Below are 14,694 nucleotides of genomic sequence, written 5' to 3'. Positions count from 1 at the left end.
AGTCTTAATCCTTAATCACTATATGAATCATTCCAGAAGAAAGTGCAAAATTACATGAAGCTTATAAAATTGTTCTTATAAAAGGTCCTTAGTTATATACATTAATCAAGTCCTTATGAAATTAATCCTACTGAGGTTCAACATTTGATTAGACTAGAGTCGCATCCTAGACGAATGCGTGGATTGAAATAATAATGAAGTATGTCAGAAGCCTGTTTAGGGATGGACTTACCAACCTATAAAGTCCATTCCCCCCTCCCCCTTCAAATCCACACCGTACTCATCGCTGTACCAATTCTCTTTCAATTCATAAATCATGCCGTCCAAGTGCATTACAATGGCATTATCCCGTTTTAATTGCTCCATCTCTTGCGAGTACAGGTTCACCGTAAACTGCTGCGCTTGTTTCAAAAATTTGGTTACATCTTCAAGCCAAGCTCCGCTGTTCAATTGAGCAATCAGTTCTTTGCCTCCTCCATAAGGCACGAGGACGGAAGTCGTTTTTTGATCAATGACCCGAAAATGCTCTGCTGCTGTTTTGTAGCTGCCATTTAAAATTAATGGAAAGCTTGTCCCATGTTTCTTTCGGTAGTGAGTCACATAATCATTTTCCTGGGAGAGCGACATCAGGAGCTTGGTCATCTCTTTATCTAATTTCTTAACGTAATAGTTTAAATTGGCCTCCATTCGATTGTAGTAATAGCGGAAATACTCACTCATCGCCTTTGGCAAAAGCAAGTTTCCTTCATATTGATCCGCTTTCTTCTTAAACCGCGCTAGTACGTGGCTGGACATCTCCTTTCCGACTTTAATCTCCTTCAGCTTCGAGACGGCTTCCTCCGCATGGTTAATAATGTATACATTCTGCGATTCATCTTCTCCATGCCGGTTGCATCGTCCAGCTGCCTGGGCAATCGAGTCCAGCCCGGCCAGAGAACGAATCACACATTTAAAGCTGACGTCGACCCCAGCTTCTATCAATTGTGTAGTCACACAGATGAAAGGGACTCGCTGATCCAGCATATCTCGGATTTCTTTGAGCTGATCTTTTCGGTGTGCCGCACACATGGACGTGCTGAGATGATAGACAGGCATAGCGGCATCCTTTAGCTTTTCATATAGATCCTTGACCACCTTTTTGGTATTCAGAATGATAAGTGTGCTGCCCCATCCGTTGATTTCCGACTTCACCCAATCGGCTAACGTCTCATTCGTCATAGGTTCTTCCGTTCGGTCAATAAGTTCAACTCGCTTAAACGCCTTCGCAACTTCAGTAAGATTCGACACAATCTCCCCATCCCGCTCCTTCAAGAGGCTATGCTTCACATTCTCCAGAGTAGGTTGAGTCGCCGTGCAAAGGAGGATGCTGCAATGGGCATCTTGTTTCAAGAAATTCAACGCCTCATTAAACAGGGATATGCAATGAATGGGAACCTTCTGTACTTCATCAAACACAATCACCGAATGACTCAAATTATGCAAACGACGAGTATTGCGGTTGCCTTTGGCATAAAAGACATTGAGAAATTGGACAAGGGTCGTAAAAATGATCGGGCTATCCCAGTTGTCGCGAGCAAGCCGGAGTTTCTCTTTGTCTGTAATGAGCCCGTCATCTGCTTCATCACCATCCTCCATATCTTTCTGTTCTTCCTCGATAACATTGGAGTGGTGTTCTAAAATATGTTCGTTGTCCTGCAGAATTTTTCTGACCTCATCCGCGTTTTGTTCGATGATTGTCGTAAATGGTACGACATAAATGATCCTCTGTTTCTCGTACTTGCAGGCATGTCGAAGAGCATATCGCAGACTAGCCAGTGTCTTGCCTCCACCCGTGGGGATAGATAACGTATAAATGCCGGACGGACGTTCAGCAGCGAATACATCGCACTGTTCCGACATTTGGGCTCTTAGCACGTTGATCGGTTCGCTTGCATTACTTTTATCTTTTAATTTAGTCAGATGATTCATTAAACGACGATAGTAGGTTTCAAATAATTGAAGATGCTGGTTGGACTCCGCTACCTCAACCTGTTCTTCAAAACAACGTGTGTCGGTCCGATCCGCATCAATTAAACAGCTGAAAATATACTTTGTAACAAAGAAACTTTGTGCAGGCGTGCGATCCCAAAATTGTTCCAGTTCATTTACGGCAGCTTGAATATAACGAATAAGCTCTTCCTCGGACATCGTGTCCTGAAAAAAACGTTCAACAGCCAAATCGTATTCAGGAAGGTCCGTATCATGTACTCTTCTTAAGTAGTCAGATTTGATTTCAGGTGAGAGATAGTCTTGGAGGTTAGAGTGATGAGATATGATAGCATTGCCGACGATTTCAGCTAATAGCTTCTCTAGGAAGGTACTTTCTTTATGATGGAGCAGCGAAAACAGTAATCTGCCTCCAGCTGTAGAGTGATCAACCTCACCGCGCTTCGGTTGAGGCCATCCAGGGTGAAAGGCAACGACGTCTATATATTCTTGGAACTTATCGCTATATTTCCCCAGATCGTGAAGCAAACCGGTTAACCCTGCGACATGTTTCAGACCCAACTTTGCTCCGAATTGTTCCGCCAGTCGTTGCACTCCAAGTAAGTGTGCTTTTAACGGTTGGATTTCTTTATCAAGTTCTCGTACATGAGCAATAAACACAAGCACATCTCCTCGCACATGATCATATACAATCTAGTTCTATTTTACCGCATTGATTGTCATATTTCACCAATATTCGGGCAAAAAGTACTATGATTACAAATAAAGGAGAAGTTGAATTGATAGAATGTGGAGAATAAGAAAGAAGCTGTTTGTCTCGGGGAGGAATGTTCGTATTCCATGAAGGACAAGCTGGGATTAGGGAAAGCTTGGTGACCGCTCTCCGGTGGATACCGGGAATCGATTTTGCTTAATATACCTCTTTTCTTACTGTCTGTTTGACGAAAAAGGTGACCTCCACACCATATAGAGTGCCGACAAGGAGTGCAAGACCGTCGATCTAACGCTCACCCCATTTCAATTCCACGCACTCATATAGAGTGCGACGCTGCCCGTTGTCGGCAGATCCGTAATACTTGAGCAAATTTCAATTTATGCACTCACAAGGAATACGGCGGCGTGCTGGGCATTGATTCAGGATCCTGATGCACTTTCAATCCACGCACTCTTATAGAGTGCGACGCGGAAACAATTACGCGTGCTCTCCTCGGATTTAACATTTCAATCCACGCACTCATATAGAGTGCGACCCAGGAATGGTGCCATTTACAAAAACGAGATGACAATTTCAATCCACGCACTCATATAGAGTGCGACAAGCCACCGGGCGGGACTTCGAGATGCTCCGGGAATTTCAATCCACGCACTCATATAGAGTGCGACGCTATACAACGACTTGGACATGGATGCCAACATCCTTATTTCAATCCACGCACTCATATAGAGTGCGACCCTTTTTGATCGTTATTCCCGAAGCGACCTTGCAATTTCAATCCACGCACTCATATAGAGTGCGACTAACGTTTCCCCATGCATCTAAACTATTCTTAATATTTCAATCCACGCACTCATATAGAGTGCGACCAAGCCGGCTGCGGGACAATTGGAGTTCAGTCTATATTTCAATCCACGCACTCATATAGAGTGCGACTTGGATCGGCTACACTTAGTTGGACAATAAAAATAAGGGCTTGTAGAATAGACCTATCATGTTAAGGAGTGGATCTCAACAATGCCTAAACAACCACGACGCACGTTTACAACCGAGTTCAAAAAGCAAATGGTGCAGCTCTATGAAAACGGGAAATCCCGCGCAGCGATTGTGGAGGAATATGACCTCACTGCGTCTGCTTTAGACCGCTGGATCAAGCAAGCCCAGACCACAGGCTCCTTCAAGGAGAAGGACAATCGCTCTTTCGAAGAAAATGAACTCATCACTTTACGTAAAGAGATTCAACGACTTAAGATGGAGAACGATATTTTAAAGCAAGCCGCGCTGATCATGGGACGAAAGTAGCTATCATCCAGAACAACCGTGATAAATACTCGGTATCAGCAATGTGCGACGTCCTACAAATTGCAAAGAGTACGTTCTACTATGAAGCAAAGGAACGAGCGAAGGAAGATGAACTAACAGAAACGATTGTGGAGATCTTCCACAAGAACCGCAAAGCCTACGGCACGCGCAAGATTAAAGCCAAGCTAAAGGAACAAGGAATAGTTGTATCTAGACGTCGCATTGGCCGCATTATGAAGGAGCAGGGGTTGGTCTCCACCTACACGATCGCTCAGTATAAGCCCCACAAAGCGGCCTCCAATGAAGCAAAGACGGCAAATGTGCTGGCTCGTGAGTTTGAGCAGACAGAAGCAAAGCGCTTCGTCGTTAGCGATCTAACGTATGTAAAGGTTCAAAACAAGTGGCATTACATTTGTGTGCTGATCGACTTGTTCAATCGAGAAATCATCGGGCATAGTGCGGGCCCAAACAAGGATGCGGCTCTGATTTCCCGTGCCTTCTCTACCGTACAAGGTGATCTGCGTCAAATCCAGTGGTTTCATACGGACCGCGGTAGTGAGTTTAAAAACGAAAAGATGGACGAGCTATTGGAGACCTTTAAAATCGGTCGATCTCTCAGCATGAAAGGCTGTCCCTATGACAATGCCGTGGCTGAAGCTACCTATAAAATTATGAAAACGGAGTTCATTAACCAGATGAGCTTCCACAGCCTTCTTCATCTAGAGGTGGAACTGTACGATTACATCAACTGGTTCAACAAGCATCGGATTCACGGAACACTGGGATACCTGACACCTGTTCAGTATCGTCAAGAAGCCCTTAATAAAGTTGTCTGATTTACTGTTGACAATCCAACTGATCAGCAGCCCCATGCCGGTTGCGATAGTTAATTTCAATCCACGCACTCATATAGAGTGCGACCTTCCAAGCTCGTTATTACCATTCGCACCGGAGAATTTCAATCCACGCACTCATATAGAGTGCGACTGTTTTCTCGGCCCACACTAAGAAATTAAAGTCAACATTTCAATCCACGCACTCATATAGAGTGCGACCCAGTTGTCGCCATCGGCAATCTCCGTGTTATCCGGATTTCAATCCACGCACTCATATAGAGTGCGACCAGGACTTTGATAGATTTGTGCAGCTTGGCCTAATTTCAATCCACGCACTCATATAGAGTGCGACAATGCGTATCTTCAACGAAAATCAGCCGAAACGATGATTTCAATCCACGCACTCATATAGAGTGCGACGCCGGGCCCGTTCCGCTTCGTTCTCCTTGATCTGAATTTCAATCCACGCACTCATATAGAGTGCGACGTACCACGACCGAAATAGCATTGCCGCGCGTCCCGATTTCAATCCACGCACTCATATAGAGTGCGACGTGTGGGACTCGCTCGACGCGATGAACTTACTTAATATTTCAATCCACGCACTCATATAGAGTGCGACGTAATTGAACAGGTTGATATGGTGCAAGCGTGGATTTCAATCCACGCACTCATATAGAGTGCGACGATGAAAACGCCGCAGCCTTTGGCATGAGCCGTTTGATTTCAATCCACGCACTCATATAGAGTGCGACCTGAGATATCCGGGAAAGCTTCCTCTACCGGAGATTTCAATCCACGCACTCATATAGAGTGCGACCATGATCAGCAGCCCCATGCCGGTTGCGATAGTTAATTTCAATCCACGCACTCATATAGAGTGCGACAAGCTCACCGATGGCGGCTGCTGTCTCCTCAATGATTTCAATCCACGCACTCATATAGAGTGCGACGAAAGCTCACCGATGGCGGCTGCTGTCTCCTCAATGATTTCAATCCACGCACTCATATAGAGTGCGACGTTTACCGGAGGATGACGCGTCGACCATCGTTCCGATTTCAATCCACGCACTCATATAGAGTGCGACCGCTTTTCGCGCGTTATCTCCGCGTTGATTTCGCATTTCAATCCACGCACTCATATAGAGTGCGACGCGAACTCTACCAGTGGTTCGGCCAAGCGTGTCGCATTTCAATCCACGCACTCATATAGAGTGCGACGCTTAGGTGGAGGGATTTTCCCCTCACCTACAGGAATTTCAATCCACGCACTCATATAGAGTGCGACTCTGTTGGTCAATCATCTTCATCAAACGGTTTGTTCATTTCAATCCACGCACTCATATAGAGTGCGACTACAGCGTTGGTGCCGGGATAACGGTAAGCCGGTTATTTCAATCCACGCACTCATATAGAGTGCGACAGACGTTGTGTGTATCGTGTCACAACAAGAAGCATGATTTCAATCCACGCACTCATATAGAGTGCGACCTGTATCGCAGGAAAGATAATACCCATTACAAGCCCATTTCAATCCACGCACTCATATAGAGTGCGACCGGATCCGGACCGGTACCCGTCGGGATGATCTCCAATTTCAATCCACGCACTCATATAGAGTGCGACCACCTTGTTGACGTTATCTCGGCAGTTTGATGACGAATTTCAATCCACGCACTCATATAGAGTGCGACACGATCTGTTTTTTCAGTGGGCCTATTTTCGCCGATTTCAATCCACGCACTCATATAGAGTGCGACATTATTGGACCGGTATGCTTAGGGTTTTCCTTGATATTTCAATCCACGCACTCATATAGAGTGCGACGAGGTAAAGGGAGATTCGTCGGCTGAGAAATCATTCATTTCAATCCACGCACTCATATAGAGTGCGACGAGATAATCGCGAGCACATGACCCGGACCTCCCGTCATTTCAATCCACGCACTCATATAGAGTGCGACCACGGGAGTTAACCCACAGGTCATTACGCTTCTATTTCAATCCACGCACTCATATAGAGTGCGACACAAATCGGAGAGAGCAGTTCTCGGCCGCGAAGTTATTTCAATCCACGCACTCATATAGAGTGCGACTTCATCAAGGGTGGATCCTGACCAATCTCTCAGAAAATTTCAATCCACGCACTCATATAGAGTGCGACGTTTTTGCTATTTTGGATATGCGTTTTAAGCTGCGCATTTCAATCCACGCACTCATATAGAGTGCGACTATCGCTACCTTCAATGTAGACAAGCAGATTCAACGATTTCAATCCACGCACTCATATAGAGTGCGACCTGGCTTGGTTCGTGGAAAGAGCACCGAGCCGAACTATTTCAATCCACGCACTCATATAGAGTGCGACTGCGCGGCGATCGTCGCAATCGCAATTATCATTATATTTCAATCCACGCACTCATATAGAGTGCGACCTTCAGGTCTTCTTCCTTCTTGTCGACGATCCCCCGATTTCAATCCACGCACTCATATAGAGTGCGACGGAGACCAGTCCAGTTCACCAAACACGATAACGTTAATTTCAATCCACGCACTCATATAGAGTGCGACATTTCCCTTCGCATGGCCGAAAAATCCGCGCCCGCCCATTTCAATCCACGCACTCATATAGAGTGCGACAACAAAGCTATAGGATCGTATGGACAGACGGAGGGATTTCAATCCACGCACTCATATAGAGTGCGACGACAACGTACAGCGTACGCAACGCCGGACCAACTCATTTCAATCCACGCACTCATATAGAGTGCGACAAGAAGAGCGGCGTATGGAGGAGTCCGGCAAATCCATTTCAATCCACGCACTCATATAGAGTGCGACTGGAAAGCGCGATTGTTGGCGTACATGACGCGGTTGAATTTCAATCCACGCACTCATATAGAGTGCGACGCGTGCACAGTGCGCGTGTTCCAGTGTTCTAACGATTTCAATCCACGCACTCATATAGAGTGCGACCCAAAGGCTGCGGCGTTTTCGTCAGCCCATTTGCGATTTCAATCCACGCACTCATATAGAGTGCGACGATTGCGCCTGTGCAGCGCCTATCATTTGGTATATTTCAATCCACGCACTCATATAGAGTGCGACTGCGATTTCACGCATATTTTTTAACTATGAATTAACAATTTATGAAAATAATGCACGAAAAGTGGCCGGTTCATTTGAATTTAATGGTAAAAATGGAAAAATAAAAAGAAATTTGTGGTGCGAACCTCCTAGGAAAATCATGTTCACTTCAGATTCGCACCAAGTTAATCACATTCATGACGAAATGCATAAAAAAATTTTTTCACCACGAATCTCCTACTATTTCATTTTGAACTGCACATTACCAGTGAAATGCCCCTCTTCTGTAACATCCCATACGGCAGCTTCCATCAGGTAGATTCACATTACTTTTGGGTGGCCCTATTCATAAGTGAATTATAGCATGAAACCCTGTCTGTTAATCTGTCGTTTATCATGCCCCTTCCCCAACACCGCCCTTTTGCAACAAATCCACGCAATTGGGGGCAACGCCTCTGTGGATTTTTTTCCTATGCAATAATTTGGGGAAAAGATCACCTGCGATCTCACAGGAGGCATGCCGCATGGCTGGATTGACAAACCGCCGGCGCAAGCGAGTACACCGTCTGTGGATACCGCCGTCCCGGTCAAAGCCCTCCAGCTGGTCGTTGAGGAGACGAACGGGTCGCAGTTTTCTGAAGTAATTGAGATTCGAGTGTATGGGTAACCCCAGCATAAAAGAAACAACCAGTCCTTCACTGATAGGGCTGGTTGTTTTGTTACTACTATGACTTTATTGGTTTGCAAGATTGGGCGGTTCCGTATAATATAAAGTAATTAATAAAAGACATTTATTAAAGTTGGTGAACCTGCTCGTTATGAAGACTCCCCGCGCTAACAGCATTGAGGTCAAGAAGATCAATCGCAAAATTATCTACCAGTTCTTATACCGACATGATCCGATATCTATCCAGGAAATTGCGCATACCTTGAAGCTCTCGCTGCCAACCGTGACGCAGAACCTGAAGGAACTTCAGGAGCGGGACCTCGTCATCGAAACCGGGCTTTTCGAATCGACGGGCGGCCGAAAGGCCAAGGCGATCTCCTATAATCCCCTGGCCAAGTATGCTCTAGGACTAGACGTGACGCGCAATCACATCGGCATCGTTTTGATCGACCTTGGCGGGAACGTGATTCACCACGTGCGCCACACGTATCCGTTTGTGAACCAGCGGGTCTATTTCGAAGGAATTGGCCAACACGTGGAGCGATTCCTGGACGAATCCGGAGCCGACCGAGAGAAGCTGCTTGGCGTTGGCATTGCGCTGCCAGCTATTTTATCTCATGGCAATGAGACGGTTCAATACGCCTCTGTGATCGACTTTCAAGGAGGCAGCGTCCGCAGCTTTGAAGAGTTTATTCCTTATCCATGCGTTTTGATCAACGACGCCAATGCCGCAGGGATGGCCGAATTCTGGAACGAGGATGGCGTCGAAGACGTTGTCTATTTGTCCCTTAATAACAGTGTCGGCGGTTCAGTCATTATCGGTCAAAGCACCTATGCCGGGCAGAATCAACGAAGCAGCGAATTCGGGCATATGACGATCGTGCCGGACGGTCGAACCTGCTACTGCGGGCAGCGCGGCTGTGTAGATGCCTATTGCTCCGCAAAGATTCTGTCGGATAGCACAAACGGAAATATGGCAGAGTTTTTCCGTTTACTCCGGGAGAAAGCCCCCGTGCAACAAGCCCTTTGGGAGGAATATCTCTCTTATTTGGCTATCACGATAAATAATTTAAGAATGCTGTATGACTGCAACGTTATTGTCGGGGGCTATGTGGGGGCCTATATGGACGAGCACCTCGGCCAGCTTCAGGAGCTCCTGGCCCGCAGGAATACGTTTGAGCCGGATGGCACCTATTTGCAATGCTGCAAATATAAACTGGAGGCAACGGCCGTAGGCGCTGCCCTGCAGCTGGTGAAGAAATTTATCGAGGAGATTTGATAGGCCCCTCGTGGGCCGCAGCACAACGAAAAGGCGGACTCTTTCCTAATACTAGGGAAGCGTCCGCCTCTTTTACCATAAAAAGCTATAATTTTATCAATGCCTTCACGACCTCATTCTTGTTCTCGATGACGAAGTCAAACGCCTGCTTGCTGTCTTCAAATGCAAATTCGTGGGTAATCATCGGCTTCACATCAATCCGCCCGTCCGCCAGCGCTCCAATGGCTGGAGGGAACAAGTTGCGGTAACGGAACACCGATTCAATCCGGGCTTCCTTCAACAGGATCTGCATGAAGTCATATTCGATAATATCCTTCGGCGGGAACCCTACAAGCACAATTGATCCTCCCCGTTTGACGAGGTACGGTGTCTTCTTCATCGTTATCTCGCTTCCCGCCGTTTCGATCACAACATCCACGCCCTGTCCGTCCGTGCATGCCGCGACGACGGTAGCGACATCCTCCTGTCTTGCCTGGACGACCCGTGTAGCGCCCAACTTCTTGGCAAATTCCAGCCGATTCTCGATCACATCAACCACAATCGTCTCCAAGGCTCCGTAGGCACGACAGGCCAGCAGCGTCATGAGACCGATAGCGCCGGCACCCAAGATCACGACGCGGTCCCCTAGCTTTACATGTCCTTGGCTGGCTGCGTGTAATCCTACAGCTAACGGTTCTACAAGCGCACCTTCGCGTGTGCTGACCTGCTCCGGAAGCTTGAAAGCCATATCAGCTGGATAAGCGATATAGTCGGTCAGGCACCCGTGAATCGGCGGGGTGGCCAGGAAGCGTACATCCGGACACAGGTTGTAACGGCCGGATTTGCAGAACTCGCATTGTCCGCAGGTGAGCCCCGGCTCCAGGGCAACCCGGTCGCCTACCTTCAAATGCCGGACCGCCGATCCGACCTCTGTGATCGTCCCCGCACATTCATGGCCGAGGATGAAATCCCCCTCAACCACGAAGCTGCCGATCCGTCCGCTTTCATAATAGTGGACATCGGAGCCGCAAATCCCCACGTATTCCAGTTTAACAAGCACCTCATGATCTTGCGGTACAGGGATATCTCTCGTTCGAAGCTCCATATCTCGAAGTCCTGTCATGTAGGCTACTCTGTTCAGCATGGTTTTCTCCTCCTAATAAGTTATAGAGTATTCCATCATTGAATTGCGCCGGCCTTCTTCAGCAGCTCAATGTACTCGTCGACATTCTCTTTGTTAATCAGCGGATTGCCGATATCCGTATCGATTTGCTTCTCTTCACCGGTTAGTAACTTATGGCTCGTATCGAGCAGCTTCTCCGCAAGCTCAAATGCGTTTTGCAGCGTTGTGGAAGTCATTTTCCCCTCTTTGATCAAAAGCACTGCCTCAGCCGTCCCGTCCACACCGTAAACCAACATATCTTTGTATTTCGGGTTATCCTTCACCACTTCGATGGCTCCGGCAGCCATATTGTCATTCATCGAGATGACGGCATCGATCTTGTCGTTAGCCTGCACCCAGTCCTCCATGTACCGCATGGCCTCGTCCTTGTTCCAGTTCGCGATCTGCTCACCGACAATCTGCACATCGGGGCGTTTATCGAAGAACTCTGCCTGCCAGCTTTTGCGACGCTCATCGGCATGGAAATTGCCAGATGGACCTTGAAGGACAACGACTTTGGCGTTCTGCGGCACCTGTTCAACGGCAACCCGGGCATTAACGGCCGCTTGCTCATAAGGCTGGGCATCTACCGATGAAGCCCCTTCGATCCCCGAAATCCGGGCATTTGTCGTAATCGCAAAGATCCCGGCCTGCACCACCTTCTCGACATAAGGCTGCTGGGCCTCACCATTGTTGGGCTGAACGATCACCAGGTCGTATTTGTTCGTAATCGCATTTTCGATTAACGAATTCTCTTTCTCGTCATTCGCCTCGCCGTCGAAGACATCCAGCTTGATATCTTCATATTTCTCAGCCTCCTCCTTGACCGCATTCGCCAGCCACGCTGCGAACGAATCGGATTGTGCCCGGGCAATATAGGCAACCTTGTAAGTTTTACCGGATGCCTCGCCGCTGGAGGAAGCGTTGGATGGAGATGGAGCTGCCCCATTGTTCGAGCTGCAGGCAGCTAAGATCAGAGCAAATAAACAGATCATTCCCGTGGAAAATCTAATTTTTCTCACATTGCATCCATCCTTTATCCTTAAATTTGAATTCCTTGGTTTCTTAAACTGAAGTGTTCTTCGATTGCTTCTGCCGGATCGCCTGGCGATTGTCCTCTACGCGGCCAAGCAGACTTCTTGTTTTCCGTTTCTTCGTTTGGATATCATAAATAACAGCTAAGGCAATGATCGCTCCACGAATAATTTGCTGCATGTAGGAATTTACACCGCTGAGGTTCATGATGTTGTCCAGGAAACCTACAATAAAAGCCCCTACCAGGGTTCCCCCAGCTGTACCAACGCCTCCCGAGAAGCTGGTGCCCCCGATAATAGCGGCGGTCAGAGCCGTAAATTCATAGTTCACTGCGCCATTGGGCAATCCTGCGTTCACCCTTGCCATGAACAGCACCCCAGCTATTCCGACAAAAATGCCATTGATGATAAAGGCGGTGTATTTGATCTTGTGTACGTTAATCCCGGAGGCAACCGCCGCCTCCTCATTGCCTCCCACAGCGTATACGGATCGACCAAATCGAGTATGGCTGAGCAAATACCAGGTCAGCACGCCAATTGCGGCTAGAAATATCACCGGAATCGGGATTCCCAGCAGCTTCCCTTGCCCAAGGACGACGAAGTCTCCCAGCTGGAGAATATTTTGACCTTTCGTATAGTGAAGGGCGACACCGCGAGCCATGGCCATCATCGCCAAAGTTGCGATAAACGGCGGCGCCTTGAACGTGCTGATCATCACTGCGTTGATTACGTTACATACGACGCCGGTCAATATGCCGACAAACACGGCCAAGAGCATCGAACCGGTCGATTTATATGCAGATACAGCGAAAACTCCGGATAATGCCAGTACAGAACCCGCGGACAGGTCCAACATACCGCAGATGATCAGGATCGTGGCACCAAATGCAAGAATTGTCGTCACCGCCAACTGAGTTGATACGTTCGTTAAGTTCGTAACGGAGAGAAAGTTTGGATTCGCGAACGTACAGATCAGAAACAGCACGAGCAGCACCAGGTAGATACTGTATTTCCGCTTGATTAATTGCCAGATATGAAGAGTGGCATCCATCTATTTCACCTCGCTGGTCATCATTCCAGTTGCATATCTCATAATGGTCTCCTGGGAAAAATCCTCGCGGCCGAGCTCCCCCGTCACCTGACCTTGTGCCATCACATAAATTCGGTCGCACATCCCGATCAACTCCGGCAACTCGGAGGAGACCATGAGAATCGCTTTGCCCTGTTCGGCCAGTTCACCGATCAGCTTGTAAATTTCGTATTTCGCCCCGACATCGATCCCCCGGGTTGGTTCGTCCAGGATCAGGATATCCGGTTGGAGCAGCATCCACCTGCTAAGCAGTACCTTCTGTTGATTCCCGCCGCTGAGTGACGCAATAGGCGTTTCCAAAGAGGGGGTTTTCACTCTCATCTTGTCGAACATCCCCTTGACCAGCTCCTGCTCTCTCTTCGGACGGTGCCGTAACCCGTAAAACACCTGCCCCAATACGGACAGCGTTGTATTCTCCCGTACGGAACGAACAGGAATAATCCCGTACCTCCGCCGATCCTCCGAAAGCATGACCATCCCTTTCTCTAAACTGCCTTGCACAGTGGGCTTGATCACACCCTCATCCTTAATCCGGATCGTGCCGGAGGTTAACGGATCAAGACCAAACAGGGATCGCATCACCTCTGTCCGTCCCGCTCCCATCAGCCCCGCGAAACCAATGATTTCGCCTCTCCGTGCGGAGAAGCTTACATCGCGAAATACCCCCTTACGAGATAGTCCATCGACTCGGAGAATTTCCTCCCCGATCTCCGCCTTCACCTTCGGGTACGTATCCTTCAGCTGACGTCCGACCATCAAGCTGATCACGGTCTCAATATCCAGCTCCTCCTTGGGTCTGCTATCCACTACAGTCCCGTCTCGGAACACGGTGATTTCATCAGCAATCTGAAAAATCTCGTCCAGCTTATGCGAGATGTAAATGATGCTAACGCCTCTGGCTTTGAGCTCACGAATCTTAGCAAACAGCCGGTCGACCTCCTTTTGCGTGATGGCCGACGTCGGTTCGTCCATAATGATGAGCTCCGCTTGATTTGATACCGCTTTCATAATTTCTAGCATCTGAATGTCCGAGACCGTCAAGTCCTTAAGCAGCGTTTTCGGGTCGTACGGCAGCTGCTCCGCTTGCAGTAATTGCAGGGTTTGCCGGGTCACTTCTTTCCAGTTGACCTTCCCCCATCGATTGACCGGCAGCCTTCCCAGGAATAGATTTTCCTCCACGGACATCTCCGCCACATAATTCAACTCCTGGAAGATCATCGATATCCCTAGTTGGCGCGCTTGCAGCGGACTGCCAATTTTCACAAGCTTCCCATCCAGATAAATCTCACCCGCATCCGGCTGGTACACACCGTTGATGATCTTCATTAAAGTGGATTTCCCCGCTCCGTTCTCGCCGCAAAGGACATGCACCGTCCCCTTCTTGACGGAAAAATCGATCTTATTCAGCGCTTTGACCCCGGGAAATGACTTTTCAATTTGAGATACCCTAAGCTTAATGGGTTCTCCCATACTCTCCCTCCCTGCTTCTTCATTTTTGCGGTTTCTCCACGTTTGCTATCCTTATTTCTTTTGAACTTCATTTTAGATAATACTTTTT

At 48.0% G+C, this 14,694-nt stretch carries 8 protein-coding genes and 2 CRISPR repeat arrays; of the genes, 3 read left to right on the top strand and 5 right to left on the bottom strand.

Annotated elements, in window-relative coordinates:
• Positions 1 to 228 precede the first annotated feature (228 nt).
• The gene (gene cas3 / locus NSQ80_RS01580) at positions 229 to 2,646 is read right to left on the bottom strand and encodes a CRISPR-associated helicase Cas3' (RefSeq protein ID WP_339301064.1); all 2,418 of its coding nucleotides are present in this window, start codon (positions 2,644 to 2,646) and stop codon (positions 229 to 231) included.
• A gap of 490 nt (positions 2,647 to 3,136) precedes the next feature.
• Positions 3,137 to 3,637: direct repeats of the CRISPR family, unit length 32 nt; unit sequence ATTTCAATCCACGCACTCATATAGAGTGCGAC.
• A gap of 81 nt (positions 3,638 to 3,718) precedes the next feature.
• Here cas3 and NSQ80_RS01575 point away from each other — a divergent pair.
• The 3 genes from NSQ80_RS01575 to NSQ80_RS01565 all read left to right on the top strand — a co-directional run bounded on the left by NSQ80_RS01575 (position 3,719) and on the right by NSQ80_RS01565 (position 9,871).
• Positions 3,719 to 4,839 (top strand): IS3 family transposase gene (locus NSQ80_RS01575; RefSeq protein ID WP_157274695.1). Its coding sequence is split into 2 segments (ribosomal slippage): positions 3,719 to 3,968 and positions 3,968 to 4,839, totalling 1,122 coding nucleotides; the frame shifts between segments, so codons are not numbered across the junction.
• Positions 4,840 to 4,892: 53 nt separating this feature from the next.
• Positions 4,893 to 7,946: a CRISPR direct-repeat array (repeat unit 32 nt; unit sequence ATTTCAATCCACGCACTCATATAGAGTGCGAC).
• 496 nt (positions 7,947 to 8,442) lie between these two features.
• Positions 8,443 to 8,592, top strand: a complete 150-nt coding sequence (locus tag NSQ80_RS01570) for a hypothetical protein (RefSeq protein WP_164744094.1) — start codon at positions 8,443 to 8,445, stop codon at positions 8,590 to 8,592.
• Positions 8,593 to 8,743: 151 nt separating this feature from the next.
• Positions 8,744 to 9,871, top strand: coding sequence for an ROK family transcriptional regulator (locus tag NSQ80_RS01565; protein WP_260070120.1), 1,128 nt, complete (start codon positions 8,744 to 8,746; stop codon positions 9,869 to 9,871).
• 85 nt (positions 9,872 to 9,956) lie between these two features.
• Here the strand turns inward: NSQ80_RS01565 and NSQ80_RS01560 are convergent, their stop codons facing one another.
• Genes NSQ80_RS01560 through NSQ80_RS01545 form a run of 4 tightly spaced genes read right to left on the bottom strand, consistent with a single transcriptional unit; the run spans position 9,957 to position 14,606 of the window.
• On the bottom strand, positions 9,957 to 10,994 hold the full coding sequence (locus tag NSQ80_RS01560) for an NAD(P)-dependent alcohol dehydrogenase (protein WP_260070121.1): 1,038 nt from the start codon (positions 10,992 to 10,994) through the stop codon (positions 9,957 to 9,959).
• A 35-nt stretch (positions 10,995 to 11,029) separates the two neighbouring features.
• Positions 11,030 to 12,034: a sugar ABC transporter substrate-binding protein gene (locus NSQ80_RS01555; RefSeq protein WP_323078621.1), complete on the bottom strand. Its 1,005-nt coding sequence runs from the start codon at positions 12,032 to 12,034 to the stop codon at positions 11,030 to 11,032.
• A 43-nt stretch (positions 12,035 to 12,077) separates the two neighbouring features.
• Positions 12,078 to 13,097 (bottom strand): ABC transporter permease, encoded by a 1,020-nt coding sequence (locus NSQ80_RS01550; RefSeq protein ID WP_323078619.1) that lies wholly within the window; start codon positions 13,095 to 13,097, stop codon positions 12,078 to 12,080.
• Positions 13,098 to 14,606, bottom strand: coding sequence for a sugar ABC transporter ATP-binding protein (locus NSQ80_RS01545; RefSeq protein WP_323078617.1), 1,509 nt, complete (start codon positions 14,604 to 14,606; stop codon positions 13,098 to 13,100).
• Positions 14,607 to 14,694: the final 88 nt, after the last annotated feature.

The sequence above is a fragment of the Paenibacillus sp. FSL K6-2441 genome, assembly GCF_037964765.1.
Classification (GTDB): Bacteria; Bacillota; Bacilli; order Paenibacillales; family Paenibacillaceae; genus Fontibacillus; species Fontibacillus phoenicis.
This window is presented reverse-complemented; position numbering and strand designations above follow the sequence as displayed.